The sequence below is a fragment of the Cryobacterium sp. N19 genome (assembly GCF_002929595.1).
Taxonomy (GTDB): domain Bacteria; phylum Actinomycetota; class Actinomycetes; order Actinomycetales; family Microbacteriaceae; genus Cryobacterium; species Cryobacterium flavum.
Genome location: NZ_PJJR01000048.1, coordinates 220,978 through 238,507, shown reverse-complemented (window position 1 = coordinate 238,507; position 17,530 = coordinate 220,978). Strand labels below are relative to the sequence as shown.

At 64.7% G+C, this 17,530-nt stretch carries 15 protein-coding genes; 6 read left to right on the top strand and 9 right to left on the bottom strand.

What is annotated here, in order from left to right; genetic code table 11:
- Positions 1–46: 46 nt before the first annotated feature.
- A complete protein-coding gene (locus CXY78_RS07365) occupies positions 47–2,335 on the bottom strand; it encodes a polyribonucleotide nucleotidyltransferase (protein WP_092340988.1) in 2,289 nt (762 codons plus the stop codon).
- 629 nt (positions 2,336–2,964) lie between these two features.
- Here CXY78_RS07365 and CXY78_RS07360 point away from each other — a divergent pair.
- Positions 2,965–3,915: a GAF domain-containing protein gene (locus CXY78_RS07360; RefSeq protein ID WP_158253289.1), complete on the top strand. Its 951-nt coding sequence runs from the start codon at positions 2,965–2,967 to the stop codon at positions 3,913–3,915.
- On the opposite strand, the gene CXY78_RS07355 is transcribed toward CXY78_RS07360, so the two are convergent.
- From CXY78_RS07355 to rpsO, 4 genes are all read right to left on the bottom strand, one after another.
- A complete protein-coding gene (locus CXY78_RS07355; protein WP_198412795.1) occupies positions 3,905–4,726 on the bottom strand; it encodes a hydroxypyruvate isomerase family protein in 822 nt (273 codons plus the stop codon). The two genes, CXY78_RS07360 and CXY78_RS07355, sit on opposite strands and share 11 nt — an antisense overlap.
- A gap of 19 nt (positions 4,727–4,745) precedes the next feature.
- Positions 4,746–5,456, bottom strand: a complete 711-nt coding sequence (locus CXY78_RS07350) for an extracellular solute-binding protein (RefSeq protein ID WP_092340986.1) — start codon at positions 5,454–5,456, stop codon at positions 4,746–4,748.
- 87 nt (positions 5,457–5,543) lie between these two features.
- Positions 5,544–7,058, bottom strand: coding sequence for an amino acid permease (locus CXY78_RS07345; protein ID WP_104088806.1), 1,515 nt, complete (start codon positions 7,056–7,058; stop codon positions 5,544–5,546).
- A 361-nt stretch (positions 7,059–7,419) separates the two neighbouring features.
- Entirely contained in the window at positions 7,420–7,689 is a 270-nt protein-coding gene (rpsO, locus tag CXY78_RS07340; RefSeq protein WP_092112143.1) for a 30S ribosomal protein S15, read from the bottom strand.
- Between the two features lie 206 nt (positions 7,690–7,895).
- On the opposite strand from rpsO, the gene CXY78_RS07335 reads away from it, so the two are divergent.
- Entirely contained in the window at positions 7,896–8,228 is a 333-nt protein-coding gene (locus CXY78_RS07335) for a hypothetical protein (protein WP_092340984.1), read from the top strand.
- Position 8,229: 1 nt separating this feature from the next.
- Here the strand turns inward: CXY78_RS07335 and CXY78_RS07330 are convergent, their stop codons facing one another.
- From CXY78_RS07330 to CXY78_RS07320, 3 genes are read right to left on the bottom strand one after another with little or no spacing between them, the layout of a single operon-like run.
- The gene (locus CXY78_RS07330) at positions 8,230–11,130 is read right to left on the bottom strand and encodes an aminotransferase (protein WP_104088804.1); all 2,901 of its coding nucleotides are present in this window, start codon (positions 11,128–11,130) and stop codon (positions 8,230–8,232) included.
- A gap of 57 nt (positions 11,131–11,187) precedes the next feature.
- On the bottom strand, positions 11,188–12,297 hold the full coding sequence (locus CXY78_RS07325; RefSeq protein WP_092340981.1) for an AI-2E family transporter: 1,110 nt from the start codon (positions 12,295–12,297) through the stop codon (positions 11,188–11,190).
- Between the two features lie 59 nt (positions 12,298–12,356).
- Complete coding sequence (locus tag CXY78_RS07320; RefSeq protein WP_104088803.1) at positions 12,357–13,247, bottom strand: LLM class flavin-dependent oxidoreductase; 891 nt, start codon at positions 13,245–13,247, stop codon at positions 12,357–12,359.
- A 69-nt stretch (positions 13,248–13,316) separates the two neighbouring features.
- Here CXY78_RS07320 and CXY78_RS07315 point away from each other — a divergent pair, with 69 nt between their 5' ends.
- Both CXY78_RS07315 and CXY78_RS07310 read left to right on the top strand, forming a co-directional pair.
- Entirely contained in the window at positions 13,317–14,468 is a 1,152-nt protein-coding gene (locus tag CXY78_RS07315; RefSeq protein WP_092340979.1) for a M4 family metallopeptidase, read from the top strand.
- Positions 14,469–14,477: 9 nt separating this feature from the next.
- Complete coding sequence (locus CXY78_RS07310; protein WP_092340977.1) at positions 14,478–14,744, top strand: protealysin inhibitor emfourin; 267 nt, start codon at positions 14,478–14,480, stop codon at positions 14,742–14,744.
- A 50-nt stretch (positions 14,745–14,794) separates the two neighbouring features.
- Here CXY78_RS07310 and CXY78_RS07305 read toward each other — a convergent pair whose 3' ends face one another.
- Positions 14,795–16,462 (bottom strand): BCCT family transporter, encoded by a 1,668-nt coding sequence (locus tag CXY78_RS07305; RefSeq protein ID WP_198412799.1) that lies wholly within the window; start codon positions 16,460–16,462, stop codon positions 14,795–14,797.
- Between the two features lie 307 nt (positions 16,463–16,769).
- Between CXY78_RS07305 and CXY78_RS07300 the strand changes: the two genes are divergently transcribed.
- Both CXY78_RS07300 and CXY78_RS07295 read left to right on the top strand, forming a co-directional pair.
- Entirely contained in the window at positions 16,770–17,213 is a 444-nt protein-coding gene (locus CXY78_RS07300; RefSeq protein WP_092340974.1) for a pyridoxamine 5'-phosphate oxidase family protein, read from the top strand.
- A gap of 69 nt (positions 17,214–17,282) precedes the next feature.
- The gene (locus CXY78_RS07295) at positions 17,283–17,528 is read left to right on the top strand and encodes a DUF167 domain-containing protein (protein WP_092340973.1); all 246 of its coding nucleotides are present in this window, start codon (positions 17,283–17,285) and stop codon (positions 17,526–17,528) included.
- Positions 17,529–17,530 lie beyond the last annotated feature (2 nt).

Sequence of the window (17,530 nt, the reverse complement as noted above, 5' to 3'; positions counted from 1 at the left end):
GGCGAGAGGTGATCGGGAGATCTATTGGGACCGGTCTTCGTAAGTACTAGACCTCGGTCGAAGCGTCTGTGCTGTCGGAGGCCGCAGCGCGACCCTCGGTGTCAGCAGCCTCTTCGAGTACCGGGGCGAGCGAGAGCTTTCCACGGTCATCAATCTTCGTGATTTCCACGAGAACCTTCTGGCCGACGCCGAGCACGTCTTCGACGTTCTCCACGCGCTTGCCACCAGCAAGTTTACGCACCTCAGAGATGTGCAGCAGACCGTCCTTGCCCGGGAGCAGAGAAACGAAGGCACCGAACGCGGCGATCTTGACGACGGTTCCGAGGAACTGCTCGCCAACCTCGGGGTTGGTCGGGTTCGCGATGGCGTTGACCTGGGCGCGTGCGGCCTCAGCCGACGGTCCATCAACGGCACCGATGTACACGGTGCCGTCTTCCTCGATCGAGATGTCGGCACCGGTGGTGTCCTGGATCGAGTTGATCGTCTTGCCCTTCGGGCCGATCAGCTCGCCGATCTTGTCAACGGGGATCTGCACGCTGATGACGCGCGGCGCGGTGGGCGCCATCTCGTCGGGAGCGTCGATCGCCGCGTTCAGCACGGAGAGGATCGTGGTGCGGGCATCCTTCGCCTGCGTCAGCGCGCCGGCCAAAACCGAGGCGGGGATGCCGTCGAGCTTGGTGTCGAGCTGGATCGCGGTGATGAATTCGCTCGTGCCGGCGACCTTGAAGTCCATGTCGCCGAGGGCGTCTTCGGCGCCGAGGATGTCGGTTAGTGCCGCATAACGGGTCTGACCGTCGACGGTGTCGCTGATCAGGCCCATGGCGATACCGGCGACCGGGGCGCGCAGCGGCACTCCGGCGTTCAGCAGGGACAGGGTGGAGGCGCAGACGGAACCCATCGAGGTGGATCCGTTGGAGCTGAGCGCCTCGGAAACCTGACGGATGGCGTAGGGGAATTCCTCACGCGTCGGCAGCACGGGAACCAGGGCACGCTCAGCGAGCGCTCCGTGGCCGATCTCGCGACGCTTCGGCGTTCCGACGCGACCGGTCTCACCGGTCGAGTAGGGCGGGAAGTTGTAGTTGTGCATGTAGCGCTTCTTGGTGACCGGGCTCAGCGAGTCGATCGACTGCTCGAGCTTGAGCATGTTCAAGGTGGTGACGCCCAGGATCTGGGTTTCGCCGCGCTGGAAGATGGCCGAGCCGTGTACGCGTGGGATGACCGCAACCTCGGCGTCGAGCGGACGGATGTCTGCCAGCCCACGACCGTCGATGCGGATGCCCTCGTTGAGCACGCGTGAGCGCACAACGAGCTTGGTGACCGACTTGTAGGCCGCGTTGACCTGGTTGTTGGCGCTCGCGTCGAGCTCGCCGGCGTCGACCTTGGCCGCGATGGCGGTCTTGACGGATGCCTTGAGCGCGTCGTCGGCGTTCTGACGTTCGACCTTGTCGGCGATCGTGTAGACCGTCCCCAGCTGGTCGTACGACAGCGCCGCGACGGCGTCGTAGGTGGCCGGCTGGTAGGGCGGGAACAGGGCGAAGTCCGCGGTGGGCTTGGCGGCGGCATCCGCTACCTGCTGCTGCGCGAAGACGAGCTGCTTGATGAAGGGCTTGGAAGCCTCGATGCCCTGGGCAACGACCGCTTCGTTCGGCGCGATGGCGCCACCCTTGATCAGGTTCCAGGCGGCGTCGGTGGCTTCGGCCTCGATCATCATGATCGCGACGTCCTGCACTCCGGCGGCGTCCGTTACAACGCGGCCGGCGACGACCATGCTGAACACGGCATCATCCAGCTGCGAGTGCTTCGGGAAGGCAACCCACTGGCCGCCACCGTTCTCGTCGGGAATGAGGGCAACGCGAACGCCACCGATCGGTCCGGAGAACGGCAGGCCGGCGAGCTGGGTCGACATGGAGGCCGCGTTGATCGCGAGCACGTCGTACAGTTCGTCGGGCTCGATGGCCAGAACGGTGATGACGACCTGGATCTCGTTGCGGAGACCGTCGACGAAAGACGGGCGCAGCGGGCGGTCGATCAGGCGGCAGGTGAGGATCGCGTCGGTCGAGGGACGACCTTCACGACGGAAGAAGCTGCCCGGGATGCGACCGGCGGCGTACATACGCTCTTCAACGTCGATAGTGAGCGGGAAGAAGTCGAAGTTGTCCTTCGGCTGCTTGCTGACGCTCGTGGCGGAGAGCAGCATCGTCTCTTCGTCAATGTAGGCGGCGGCAGAACCCTGCGCCTGCTGGGCGAGACGCCCGGTTTCAAAGCGGATGGTGCGCTTGCCGTACTTGCCGTTATCGATAACGGTTTCGGCGAACGTGATTTCTGGACCCTCCATGTGGGGGTTTTCTCCTTTAAGTTTGCTTCTCGCCATGCTGGCGACGAAGGCTCGCGTGCCCGTATGACAGGCGAGTGGGACGAGGAGCTCGACCAGGCAGGACTAAGCCGCGTTTCAACAATCTCTGTGTAAACACTGTCGTTTTGCTGGCCACCAGTAGAAATTCACCAGAAGCTGCGCGCCTGAAATACGCGAGTCTGGGAAACCACCACCGAGGACCAGCTTCCTGCCAGTTGCGCTCCGGTTGCTCGGCCGCTTCCGAAGAAGGACCGTCACCAAGCCTATCAGACACAGAATCGACCCCGAACTGGTGCCACCAAGTCGGCGGGCACGGTCGGAGTCTCGGGCAGAGTGATAGGGACTGAAATGAGGGTGCGACGGTGCAGGGACTCAGACGACTGCTGGTTGTCGGAATCATGCGCGCCTGGATGGAATTCATTCGCCAGGACAGCGCGAGCGTTCCGCGCCCCACCGGCACCCCCGAGGCGCACGCACCCGGGGCCAACAGCGATCGTGTGCTCATTCTCGGCAGCGGCCCGGCTTCGGGCTGGGGCGTCAGCAGCCACGACCTTGCCCTTCCCGGGTCACTGGCCCGTGCGCTATCGGCTCGAACGGGGTGCGGTGCCGACGTGACGCTGGTCGCCGACCCTTTTGGGAGTCTGGAAGGACTTCCGAATCTGCTGGCGGGACACGCCCTGGGCCGGTTCCAGGCGGTCGTCGTCTTCGTCGGTGTCAACGACGCGGTGACGCTCACCTCGGAAAAGTCGTGGGAACGAAACATGGGCCGACTGCTCCGGTCCCTGGAGCGGGACACTCTCGACAGCACGAACATCTACGTCATGGGCATTCAGCCGATTCGAACGGTCCCCGTATTTGATAGCCTGTTGGGTTCCGTCGCCAACACGCACGCACGACGGCTGAACGTGCGGACGGAACGGGTCTGCCGAACCGTGCCGCATTCGGTCTATCTTCCCCTGACCGATAACGCCTTCATAGTCTCGGGCCGGTACCTTAATTCGACGGATTACCGGTTATGGGGAGAGTTTCTCGCCGACGAAATGGCCGCTCGACTCGATCTGGTCCGCGACCGCCACGGGTCGAACATGGTCAGTCCGGTGCAGATCACAGCGCCGCCCGAAGTCGAAGCCGGTGTGGAATCACACCTGCGAGAGACCCGCTTTGATCCTGTCCTCGCGTTGGCGCAACAGTCCTTCGGTACCGAGTCCGCGGCCTTCGTGCTTCGCGACCATTCCGGGTTGCGAGTGGTGGCAAGTGTTGGGCCCACGGGTGTCAATCCGGCGAGATCCGATTCGATGTCGGCGACGGTCGTTATCCAGCCGGGAGCACTCGTCGTGGGCGATACCGAGACAGACGAGCGTTTTCGCGGCAAGCCCTACGTAACGGGTCCGCCGTTCATGCGATTTTTCGCGGGTTTTCCGATCGAATCACCGTCGGGTGAACGAATCGGAATTCTGTGCGTGTTCGACCCAAAACCACGCAGTCGTGCGGATACTGACATCGTGCTCCTGCGGCAACTGGCCCTCATAATTCAGCACGAACTGCAGGCGATCAGATCGTAAAGGCATCACGCCAGGCCAGGCCAGCGACGGTCTCCTTGGCTGGCCGATACTCCAGGCCGATCCATCCGTCATAACGAAGAGTGCGCAGTTCGGCAAAGAACGAATTCCAGCCGATCTCGCCGGTGCCCGGCTCAGTCCGGCTGGGCGGGTCGGCGATCTGCACGTGGGCAACGTGCTGAAAGAGATTGCGCAGGCGGCTGATCACATCGCCCTGCTGCACCTGGGCGTGGTAGACGTCATAGAGGATTCCGAGGGACTCGCTGCCGATGGCTTCAACGACCGAAGCGGCCTGCTCTACGGACTCGAGCACGAATCCGGGAGCATCTCCCTGATTCAAAGCTTCGAGCACGAGGATGACGTCGGTCGACGCCGCCTGCTCGGCCGCCCAGGCCAGGTTGGTGACATAGGTCGCGAATGCGCGATCCCACCGCACACCCTCGGGCACGAGGCCGCCCATGACGTGGATGCGCGTCGCACCGAGACCAGTGGCGTATTCCAAGGATCGGGAGATGCCATCGCGGAATTCGCCAACCGCGTCAGGCAGGCAGGCGTAGCCGAACCTCGTCAGAGAGCAGCTCGCACCCGCTGGCGTATTGATCAGCACCTGGTGCAACCCGGCGTCCGCCAAGCACCGGCGCAACTGCGCGAGTGGAAAGTCGTAGGGGTTCGCGTATTCGACGCCGGCGAAACCGGCCGCGGCCGCGGCATCGAAGCGTTCCAGAAACGGTCGTTCCGTGAAGAGCCATTTGAGGTTCGCGTCCAGGCGGAGCGGAATGAGTTCGCGCATGGTTTGTTCTCCGTCGACAGTCATCTGCGGATGCAACTTGCCACTAAACGGCGCGAAGACCGCTACGTTCGTAGGCGGCGCGGGCGACGTCACCGTTCAAGAATTCCAGCAACGCCAGCGCCTCCGGCTTCGCCGCCGCCGCGTTGCTCAGGGCTGCTGCGAATTCGGTGAGGTGCTGGACCTCGTCGGGGAATGGTCCGACAATGGCAATTCCGGGCACGAAGGCGAGCTCGCTGAGCTGCTGCACCGCGAGATCAGCACGGCCGTCACGGACGGCCACGCCGGTAAACCCCTTCGCGAGTGGCGTGGCCCTGGCATCCACTTCAGCGGCTATGCCGAGTCGCTCGATCAGGGTGCGAAAGTAGATGCCGCTCTGACCGGCCTGAGAGTAGGCGACCGAACGGGCGTTGCGCAGTGCGCTGGTGAGCGCCGGCACGGTAGAGATATCGGGTTTGTCGGCACCGTCGGCCACGCCGATTCCGATGCCGGTCGTCACCAGGGGGACGACGGTTGAGGGGTCGATGACACCGTCGGCCGCCAGACTCGCGAGGGCCGGGGTAGCGACGATGACAATGTCCGGCCGCTCGCCGGCCGCGAAGCGGCGTTGCAGTTCGGTGGTCGGGTCGAAGTGGGCATCGATCGCTATGCCTGTTTCAGTCGTGAACGCGGCGAAGATTTCGGCCTCGAGGGCCTTCTGAGTCGCCAAGCCGCTGAACAGTACGACGCTCGGTTTCGTGTCGATCGGGTTGCTCATGATAGACATCCTGCCGTCGTTGGTGGAACTTCTGGCCGAGCGAGAACATATTGCCGACGCACTCCAACTATAGGGGCAGTTTGTATCCTATAGCGGCTTGGAGGAGTCGACCGGAGTGTTACTGGCGGCCGCACGCTGCTTGATGCCGAGCACGGAGTGGCTGCGTCCGTAAGCGAAGTACACGATGAAGCCCACGACCAACCAGACCGCGAAACGCACCCAGGTGAGGGTCGTGAGATTCAGCATCAACCAGATGCACAGCACGGCAGAGAGAATCGGGAGCACCGGTGAAAACGGTACCTTGAAGGCGCGCGGCAGCTCGGGGCGCTTCTTGCGCAGCACGACCACGGCGATGCTGACCAGCACGAATGCCGACAGTGTGCCGATATTGATCATTTCTTCGAGCACACCCACGTCGGTGAGGCCGGCGATCACAGCGACGGCGGCGCCGGAGATAATCTGAATGCGCGCCGGAGTGCGGCGTTTCTCGCTCGTCACGCTCAGCCAACGCGGCAGCAGGCCGTCGCGGCTCATCGCGAACAGCACCCGGGAGAGGCCGAGCAGCAGCACCATGATCACCGTCGTGAGACCGACCAGGATTCCAATAGAGATGACCTGGGCAGCCCAGCCGGCACCGACAGCGACGAAGGCCGTGGCGAGGGATGCGTTCGGGTCGTCGGCCAGCACCGTGTACGGCACCATCCCGGTGAGCACGAGACTCACGCCGAGGTAGAGCACCGTGACGATGGCGAGCCCCGCGAAGATGCCACGCGGCAGAGTCTTCTGCGGGTTCTTGACCTCTTCGGCGCTCGTGGCCACGACGTCGAAACCGATGAACGCGAAGAACACCAGGGACGCACCGGCGAGCAGGCCGAACAGGCCGTACTGGGCGGGAGCTGCACCGGTCATGAAGGAGAACAAGGACTGCATCCAGACATCACCATCGCCGCCCGTCGTGGGCACCTCGGCTGGAATGAACGGGCTGTAGTTTGCCGTGTTGATGAAGAAGGCGCCGACGATAATGACGAAGACGACGATGGCGACCTTGATGATCGTGAACACGCTCGCGACCCGGGCCGACAGCTGGGTGCCGAGCACGAGCAGCGTGGTGAAGATCGCGACGATGACGAAGGCGCCCCAGCTGACGTCCAGGCCGAGCACCGGGATCGTGGCCGGGACGTTCCAGCCGGCCAGGTCGAACACTGTGCTCAGGTAGATACCCCAGTATTTCGCGATTACTGCGGCCGCGGTGAGCATCTCCAGGATGAGGTCCCAGCCGATAATCCAGGCCAGCAACTCTCCGAGGGTGGCGTAGGTGAAGGTATAGGCGGAGCCGGCGACGGGCACGGCCGAGGCGAATTCGGCGTAACACATGATCGCCAGCGCGCAGGTGAACGCCGCCAGCAGAAAGGCCAGGGTGACCGAGGGCCCGGCGTAGCTGCCGGCGGCCTTGGCGCCGACCGAGAAAATTCCCGCTCCGACGGCCACGGCGACACCCATGATCATGAGGTCCCAGGTACCGAGGGTGCGTTTAAGGCTGTGGCCCTTCTCCAGCGAGTCTGCTATCGAATCTTCAATACTCTTGGTGCGCCAGAGACTCATGCGTTGTGGTATCCGTTCGTTATTGCCAACCCCTTATGCTAGCAACCCCGTTCTACCCCCGTCTGGCGCTTGGCTGCGGCGGAGCAGCATGAGGGGAGAGCGCCAGGCGTGGGCAGAGTGTCACGGCCTCGTCGGCCGCCGACAGCAGGTGCGGGGGCACGGGGGCGTCGGATCCGCTGCCCGTTTGACGCAAATTGCCCAGTGCGAGCGGGTAGCCCCAGTCGTCACGCCCGAATGCACGCTCCTTGAGTGTTGCATTCGGGTATACACAACGGGCCGCCACCTACAAGGTGACGGCCCGTTGAGAAGAAGTTCGCGTTGTCAACGCTGCTTCGCTACGTGCAGTTGAGCTGCACGGTAATTAGCGACGCAGGCCGAGGCTGCCGATCAGTGTGCGGTACCGAGTGATGTCGATGTCCGACAGGTAACCGAGCAGACGGCGACGCTGACCAACCATGAGAAGCAGGCCACGACGTGAGTGGTGGTCGTGCTTGTGCTCTTTCAGGTGCTCGGTGAGGTCGAGAATGCGTTGCGTGAGCATTGCAATCTGAACTTCCGGGGACCCGGTGTCGCCTGGGTGGGTAGCGTACTTTTCGATGATCGCCTTCTTAGCATCTGGTTCGAGTGCCATAAAGTGGGATCCCCTTTCTCTCACTGCGCGGTGCCCTTGGCCAAATGCCTGAGCTCTCTTTATCCGCGGCCGTTGAACGGCAACCTTCATACTTTAGCAGAGTGGTCGGCCGACGCGGTCACGCTGCGGGAATTGTCGGCGATGAGCGGGTCTGTCCCCTCCCCCGGCTACCGCTACAGTGGTGGAATAATCGAGGAGGTGCACGTATGGGTACATTGCTTTACGGCAATCCGGGCATCGTGATCACCTTCGACGATCGCGCCCTCATGCACTTGCAGATCGTGATCAGTACCAAGCTGCGCCGGCGCGAAAGTTTTGTGTTCACCTGGACCGATTCCGCCGACGTCGGCAGCGGCCGGAGCGCGATCTGGCTCGACCCCACGAGCACGCTCTACTACCGGTATTTCGGCAGCCGAATCCCGTCGATCAATCGGGACTGGATCGAAGCGCTCATGCTCTCGGCCAACAGCGCCGGCGGACTGGTCTTCATCGCCGAGCCCGACCCGACGGCACCCCTCCCGGAGAAAACACGCCGCTAGCTCAGCCCGCGAGCTCGCCGAGCACGTCTTCGAGGGCGTGCAGAAAATGGTCGGCGCTGGCGACGGTGAGGCAGAGCGGCGGCTTGATCTTAAGCACGTTCTTGAAGTCGCCGGTGGGCTGCACGATGACGCCCCGCAACAGCAATTCGTCACAGAGCCGGGCGGCTACGGCGGTGGCTGGCGTGAAATCGACCCGGTCGAGCACCAGTTCGACGCCGAGGTAGAGCCCCATGCCGTAGACCGCGCCGACCAGGTCGAACCGTTCGCCGAGCTGTTCCAGCTCCCGCTTGAGGTGCCCGCCGACGACCTCGGCATTGCCTTGCAGGCCCTCATCGCGCATGATGTCGAGCACGGTCAGGCCGATGCGGCAACTGAGCGGGCTGCCGCCGGCCGAAGAGAAGAACGGTCCCTCCAGGGCGAAGCGATCGGCTATGTCGCGGCGGGTGATGACCGCGCCGAGCGGATGCCCGTTGCCCATCGCCTTCGCGATGGTGATGATGTCGGGAACCACGTTCTGCTGTTCAGTCCCCCAGAAGTGGTGACCGAGGCGCGCGTAGCTCACCTGCACCTCGTCGGCGATGCAGAGCCCGCCGCGGGCGCGAACCTTCTCGTAGACGCCGGTCAGGTAGCCGTCGGGCAGCAGCACTCCGCCGGCGTTGCCGAACACCGGTTCGGCAATGAATGCGGCGACGCTGTGGCCCTCGTCGTCGAGGGCGGCGAGGTCGCCATCGAGGTCATTCAGGTACTGCGGCGCCGATTGCATGCCCCGATACTTGCCGCGCACGGCGTTCGGCGCCTCGACCAGATGCACCCAGTTTGGCCGGGTCTGAAGGGCCTTGGGGTTGTCGGCGACCGAGGAGGAGACGGCATCCGCTGCCATCGACCAGCCGTGGTACGCCTCCCGCACCGAGAGTACGGTGTCATGGCCGGTGTACGTGAGCGCCAGGCGCAGCGCGAGGTCCACGGCCTCGGTGCCGCTGTTGACCAGAAAGACGGTGTCGAGCGGGTCCGGCGCGAGCTCGGCAAGTCGTTCGGTGAAGCGCACGAGCTCGTCGTAGTGAAAACGCGAGTTGGTGTTCAGCAGCGACCACTGGCTTCGGGCTGCTTCGGCAATGCGTGGGTGTCCGTGGCCGACGGTCGTGACATTGTTGACCATGTCGACGTAGCTCTGCCCGTGCATGTCGATCAGGTGGTGCTTCCAGCCGCGCTCGATCTGCGGCGGGGCCGCGTAGTAGTGCTCCTGCACGCGCGCGAACGACGCATCACGGCGCTCAAGCAGCGCGGCCGGGTCGGCGAGTGGTCGGGCCGTCTCCAGCCCGATCAGGGCTGAGGGGTCGGGGCAGACCCGCTGCCATTGCGCGGCACCCGAGGGTGCGACGAAAAATGGCGGGCGGATGCCGCGCAGCCGGCTGGCCTGCACGGTCACCCGGGCGCCGGTCGTTCCGAGGCCGGATCCGGCCTGAATCCGCTGGCCGTCGAGCCCTCCCCCGTGAACCCCGGTCAGCCACAGGTCGTAATCTGCGCCCTCGAGCCGCACGGTGTCGGCATCCACCACCACGATGGTCCCGTCGATCGGCGCTGCCACCGGGCTGCCGGCCGGTAGATACATCTCGACCCCGAGGGCCAGGGTGACCGACTCCTCGGCCGTGTCGATGCGGGTCTGCGACAGGCGATACTCGCCGTAGCGGGTGACTGCGTGCCCTGAGCGGGCGGCGGCATCCGCTGCCACGCGCCCGTCAATGCCGGGTTCGAGCCAGATTCCAGCGTCGAACGCTGCGCTGGTGACCGACAGATCGATGATCGCACCGGGGTCGACGGTGCCCGCCAGGGGGTGATCAGTGGCCACGATCGGCGCCGGCTCGCCGGTCACCACGAAACGGATGAGGGCCTCGAGCTCTGCGCCGTCTTGCTCCGCCGCGGTGGCGAACGCGAGCCACTCGCGAGAGCGGTTGGCGTCGGCGTAGTCGTTATCGTGATCGAGGTGCACCTGCTGCTCGCCGCTCACCACGAGCACCGCGGTGCGCAGCACGATCAGCGGCCAGAGGGCGGCGAGTTCGGTGTCGGTGAGCGGTACCCTCTGGGTGAACGCCTCGATTGCGTCGAGGACGGCGAGCGGATGCCGCGGACTGCGATACAGCACGCAGGCGCAGGTCGCGGCGAGTTCGGCGACGAGCCAGCCCTGGGCCACGTCCCCGAAGTCGATCACTCCGGTGATCGTCTCGGCGTCGGTGCGGCTGACCACGTTGTCGTCGGTCAGGTCACCGTGGATGGTCTGAACGCGCAGGTCGGTCGCGACGCGGTCGACCTGCTGCCGTGCGACCTCGGTTACGGTGCGGAGCCGTTCGCGGCGCACGTCGTCGTCAACGTAGCCGAGGAGGGCATCGATGACCTCCCCGCCGCGCCGCAGATCCCACTGTGACAAGCGGTCCGTTCCCGGGTGTTCGAAGTCGGCGAGGCCCTGAACCAGGCGCCCGGCCACGTCACCGAGCCCGCGAATCTGCCCGACCGACAGACGCACGGCATCGGTCAGCGGATGCCCGTCGACGTAGGTCAACAGGCGCAGGTTAAGGTTCTGCCCGTCGATCGTGACACGCTGAACCTCGCCTCCATCGATCCCGGCTATCACGGCTGGCAGGTCGAGACCCAGGTTGCCGAGGTGCCCCAGGTTGGCGAGGTGCCCCAGGGCAGCGTTCTGGGCCTCGAGCTCCACCGTCAAGATGGCCGGGTTGGCGACTTTGAGAACGAGGGAACCGGCATCCGTTTCGATCCGAAAATTGCGGTCCTGATTACTGCCGAGCTCGGTGACAACGCCCGCCACTCCGAACCGGTCCCGGGCCAGCTCGGTCGCCTGCTCGGGCGTCAGGCGCGGGCGCGGCAGGTGATAGGGGCTCTGCTCGGTCATGGTTCTCCAGTCATGCAGGGGGCAGCGGTGGCACGAGCAGGGTTGAACAGATGCCGGTCAGCGCTTTAGCACGCGACGCTTCGGCGGCATGGCGCGCGGGGCATCCGGGGTGTTCCAGGCCTTGGCGATGGCCCAGGTGACGGCCGCGATCGGCACCGAGAGCACGGCGCCGACGATGCCGCCGAGAATGGTTCCGGCGGTCAACCCGACCAAAATCACCAGCGGATGCAGCTTGAGGGACTGCGCCATGACGACCGGCTGCAGAAAGTTTCCCTCGAGCTGGTTGACCGCGATCACGATGATGATGACGATGAGCGCGACGCCCGGACCGCTCGCGACGAGGGCCACCAGGGCGGCGAGCACGCCGGCCGCGGTCGCGCCGATCAGCGGAATGAACGCGCCGAGGAACACGATGACCGCCAGTGGCAGAGCCAGCGGAACCTGCAAAATGGCCAGGCCGATACCGATCGCCGTGGCATCGACAGCGGCGACGATGGCGGTGCCGCGCACGTAACCGCCGAGCACGCGCAGCGAGGTGTGGCCAATGCGGCGTCCGCGGGCGAGCCGCTCGCCCTTGAACGGCGTGAGGAAGAAGTTCCAGATCTGGCCGCCATCCTTGAGGAAGAAGAACAGAATGACCACGAGCAGCACCGCCCCGGTGATCAGTTCGAACACAGCGGATGCCCCGGCGAGCGCCCCGGTACCGAACTGGCTGCTGGTGAGAAAGTCCACGACGGCGGTGCGCGCCGTGTCGATCTGCTTCTCATCGACCTGGATCGGTCCGTCGATCAGGAACTGCTGAAGATGGTCGATGCCCTCCGAGGCCGAGGAGAACAGCTCGTTCCACTGGTCACGCACCGCCAAAACGATGAGGGTGATGATTCCGCCGAAGACGACGATGCCGCCGAGCAGGGTGATCCAGGTGGCGAGGATGGCGGCGACTCCGCGCTTGCGTAGCCCGTTGATCACCGGGCTGAGCGCTGAGGCGAGGATGATCGCGATCAAAACCGGGATGACGACGAGCTTCAGCTGCACCAGGCCGAAGACGACCACGGAGGCCAGCAGGATGACGAGCAGAATCTGGCCGCTGCGCAGGCCGAGCCACCCGAGCCGATCAGTCAGCGGGGTGCGGGGAACGATGGGCCTGGGGTCGTCGTGTGCGCGCATGAAACCAGCCTAGACATCCGCTGGCCGGAAACCCCGATCGACCGCCCTCTTTGGCCGATTCAGTTCAGGGTTGCCGCGACCGTATCGAGGATGGATTCGTCGCCGGCGTAGATGCCGTGCTCGCGTGGCCAATGGCTGATCACGTCGGTGAAACCGAGCTCGGCGGCCCGGCCGACGGCATCCTCAAACGCGTTCATGCTCTGCAGGGAGTATGTTCCGCCGCTGTCGAGTGAGAGGTAACGGTCAATCGTGGCGGGGTCGCGGCCGGCTCCGCTGACGACGTCGTCGAGGCGCATGGTCAGGCCGCGCACACTGGTCCACCATTCTTCTCCCTCGACACCGTCCTGTCCGGTGGTCACCCAGCCCTGCCCGAAACGGCTGACCAGCCCGAGACCCCTCGGCCCGTTGGCCGCGATCAGGAACGGTACGCGGGAGCGTGCCGGGGCGCTGGCAGCGGAGTGCACCATACGGGCGTTGTGGGCGGTATACCACTCGCCGGTGAAACTGATTCCGTCAGTGGAGCCCGGTTCTTCGCCGCGTAACAGCAGGTCGAGGTCCGTGATGAATTCGGCGAACCGTGCGTGACGTTCACGGGGGGTGTACTCCGGCTGGCCGAGCACGCTCGCGTCAAAACCGGTGCCGCCCGACCCGATGCCGAGCAGAAACCGCCCGCCCGAGACGTCGTCGACCGTTGCGACATCTTTAGCGAATGGCACCGGATGCCGAAAGTTCGGCGACGAGACAAAGGTGCCCAGTGCTATCCGTTCGGTCACGGCCGCAGCGGCGGTGAGGGTGGGGATGGTCGCGTTCCACGGCTCGTCAGCGAGCGAGCGCCAGGACAGATGGTCGTAGGTGAAGGCGTGGTCGAAGCCGTACTGCTCGGCGCCGAGCCATTTTCTGCGGGCGACCGGCCACGGGTCCTGGGGAAGAATGACGATTCCAAAGCGCATGAGGCGAGTCTATTCAGCGTGACCAAAACGCGCGGTTGCAATGTCGGCGGCCGGTGCCAGACTCTGCACATGGACACTCGCGAGCTCCACACCACGTGCACGATCGTTCCGCCCTACCTGCTGGTGCGGCTGGCGAAACTTGATGATCCCCGATTTGCGCAGGCCGCGGCGGCCGCCCGGGCCTCGCTGCTGCGGGACTCGCAGATTCGCCAGTTGCGGGGCGGGGCGCATCCGTTTCCCTACTCGGGGGCGCGCACGCTGCCGGCTCGAACCCCCGGTGAGTCTGACCGCACCATTTCGGATGCCGGTGGCCAGGAACGCCTGCCGGGTCGCCGGGTGCGCGCCGAGGGCCAGCCTGCCGGCACCGACCCGGCCACGAACGAGGCGTACGACGGGCTCGGTGCCACCCAGAACCTGTTCTGGACGCAGTTCGGGCGCGACAGCATCGACGGCAACGGACTGCCCATGGATGCGACCGTGCACTACGGCAAGCAGTACGACAACGCCTTTTGGGATGGCGAACGTATGGTGTTCGGCGATGGTGATGGGCAGGTCTTCACTCGCTTCACGATTTCGCCCAGCGTGATCGGGCACGAACTCACCCACGGAGTCACCCAGTTCACCGCCAATCTCACCTACCAGGGCCAGTCGGGGGCGCTCAACGAATCCATCTCCGACGTGTTCGGTGCCCTGGTCGAGCAGCACGTCAAGAACCAATCGACGGCCGATGCCAGCTGGTTGATCGGGGAAGGGCTGTTCACCGACCAGGTGGAGGGCGTGGCCCTGCGTTCAATGAAAGCGCCAGGTACCGCATACAACGACGATGTGCTCGGCAAAGATCCGCAGCCAGACACCATGGCCGGGTACGTCGAAACCGAGGACGACAACGGTGGAGTGCACCTCAATTCAGGCATTCCCAACCGGGCGTTCTATCTGGTCGCCGATGCCCTCGGCGGCAACGCCTGGGAGACGCCGGGCCACATTTGGTACGAGACTCTCACCGGCGGTGCGCTGGCCAGCACGAGCGATTTCGTGGCGTTTGCCGCGGCCACGGCCGATACCGCGGCGCGTCTCTACGGCAATGGCGGTGCCGCCCACGACGCGGTAATGCGCGCGTGGGCGACGGTGGGCGTGGTGGCGGCGATTCCGTCGCCGCTTCCCCAGCAACCAGCCCCGCCACCACCCCCGAGCCGGCCAGGCGTACCCCGGCCACCGGAGTAGCATCGCGGTATGAAAGTCATCGTCTCCCGCAGCGGCGGGACGGCGGGTATCCGCCTGACCTGGGAAGTGCGAGTTGAAGAACAGCCCGACCCGAATACCTGGGCTGAGTTCCTGAACTCCCTGCCCTGGGACGACGTCACCGACAGCGAGGCCACCCCCGACCGGTTCGCTTACCGCATTCGGTGCGCCCCGCACGAGGTGGTGCTCGCCGAACCCCAGGTGAACGGGCCGTGGCGTGATCTGGTCAACCGGGTCAGGGCAGCCAACGGCATGTAGCGGCTGCCCGTCCCACACCCTGTCCCGGTTCAGGCCTCTGGCCTCAGGCCTCAGGCCTTCGGGCGACGACCCCACCGCGGTCGGCGGGCCGGATCGTCGGTCAGCGCTGCCTCGATGTGGCCGTCGACCTGCTCACCGAAGTGGTCGTCGAAGTTCTCCTCGAGGTGCGCGGTGACGGTCTTGCCGATGCGGCGGGCCATTTCCTCCCGGCGTTGACGGCGTTCGGCAGCCACCAGAACCTCGTGCTCGATGCGGAACGCCTTGTAAATGGCAATACACATACCGATCATGACGATGCTCACCGGAATAGCGGTCAGAATCGCGCCGGTCTGCAGGGCGGCCAGTCCGCCAGCCAACAGCAGGGCGATAGCCACGAGCCCGCCGAGGCTGGCCCACATGATGCGGCTCCACTTGGGCGGATTGGTGTCTCCGCCAGAGGCCAGCATGTCGATGACGAGTGAACCCGAGTCGGCCGAGGTGATGAAGAAGATCGCGATGACGATGACCGCGATCACCGAGAGGATCACGCCAAACGGCAGGGTGCCCAGAAAGTTGAACAGTACGTTCTCGGGGATGATGCCGACCTTGGGGTCGAACAGACCACCGCCGTCGCCCTCCCAGGCCTGACGGATGGCGCTGCCGCCCATGACCGCGAACCAGACGAATGTGACCAAGGTCGGAACGAGCAGCACGCCGGCGATGAACTGGCGAACCGTGCGTCCACGGGAGATGCGCGCGATGAACACGCCCACGAACGGTGCCCAGGAGATCCACCAGCCCCAGTAGAAGACGGTCCACGCGCCCTGGAAGTCGAGGCCGGCCTGGCCGGTGAATGCTCCGGTGTCGAAGGTGAGTCCGACCACGTTCTGAAAGTAGCCGCCGACCGATTGCACCAGCAGACGCAGCAGGTACATTGTGGGGCCGAGCAGCAGCACGGCCACGAGCAGCAGGCCGGCCATGCCGAGGTTGATGTTGGAGAGCCACTTGATGCCCTTGCCGACGCCGCTGACCACAGAGGCCGTTGCGATGATGGTAATCACGACGATCAAAACCACGAGCAGGGTATTGGTGACGTCGCCGACGACACCGAGGTAGCTGAGGCCTGCGGCGATCTGCTTGACCCCGAGGCCGAGGGAGGTCGCGACACCGAACAGGGTACCCACGATGGCGATCACGTCGATTACGTCACCGAGACGACCCTTGACCCGTTTGGTACCGAGAAGCGGCTCCAGTGCCCAGCGGATCGAAACCGGACGCCCCTTGCGGTGGATCGAATAGGCCAGGGCCAGGCCGACAACGGCGTAGATGGCCCAGGCGTGGAATCCCCAGTGCAGGAAGGTCTGCGACATCGCGGCGGAGGCGAGATCTGCGGAATCGCCGGTCACCCCGGGCTTGGGTGTCGTGAAGAAGGTGAGCGGTTCTGAGGCGCCCCAGAAGACCAGGCCGATACCCATCCCGGCAGCGAAGAGCATCGAGAACCAGCTCGTCAGACCGAATTCGGGTTCGTCATCGTCTTTGCCGAGCTTGATGTCGCCGAAGCGGCTGAGGCCCATCCAGATGGCGAAGACCACAAACGCCGCCACGATGACGACATAGTACGGGCCGAGGCCGGCCACCACCCAACCCTGCAGCAGGGCAAGAACGCTGCCCGTGCGCACCGGAAAAGCGATGGCCACGATGACGACGGCCAGAATGATGCCGAGTGCGGGATAAAACACTCGAGGTGCCGGAACGACGAATCGACGGGATTTGGGTGGACTGCTGTTCGGCGTTTTCGCCGGTACTTCGGGTAGTGCACTCACGGTGGAACTTTCTCAAAGAAATAGTTTGCGGCACACGGCAATTTAACTGTGGACTAAGCCGCTCTGGCACCGCCAGGTACCTGCCCCGCTGGGCAAATTTCCAGCTTACAGGTAAACCACCCTGCATTGGGGGCAATATGTTTTCGGTGCCAGGTCTGCCTGCCAGCGTGCAAAACGCGCTTCTCCGGCTCGCCCTGAGGCTCGGGGCGTGTGACGATGGACCATGACTTTCAACGACGTGAACGCGGCTGCATCGGCCGTGCAGAATCTCAGCGAAGAGGAATGCTGGAATGCCTTACTGTCGGCCAGTCTGGGCCGCCTCGCCGTGGCCGTCGGTGGCATCCCGGATATTTTTCCGGTCAATTTTGTGGCCGCCGACCGGCACCTGCTGTTTCGCACCGCGTCCGGCACCAAACTGATCGAGCTCACGGTCAACAACCGAGTCGCGTTCGAAACGGACGGCGTGGGTCGCGACGACGCGTGGAGCGTCGTCGTGCACGGAACAGCCAGAGCGCTCAACACCCAGCGGGAGATCGACGACGCCGCCGCCCTGCCGTTACGGCCGCTGATCCCCACGGTCAAGCCGGTGTTCGTCGAGATCGTGCCGGAGTCGATCACCGGACGGCGCTTTCTACTCGGCCCGGAACCAACGGCGGCTTTGCTCTAGCCTTAGCACGTTAGCGTTAACGAGCGCCCCTCACCACGAACCGGGGCAAACAGGAGTGCCGTGCCCGCCATGCTCAATCTCACGGTGCACGTGAAGCCTGGAAGCCGCAAAGGCCCGCTCGTGGTGGACGACCCGGAGAGTACGCCGGAACACGCATCCGTTACGGTCTTTCTGCAGCAGCGAGCCGTGGAGGGCGCCGCGAACGACGCCCTCGTGGCTCTGCTGGCCAAGCACTTCAAGGTGGCTAAACGCGACGTGAGCATCATCCGCGGTCACACCTCGAAGATCAAACACCTGCGCATCAACCGCTCGTAATC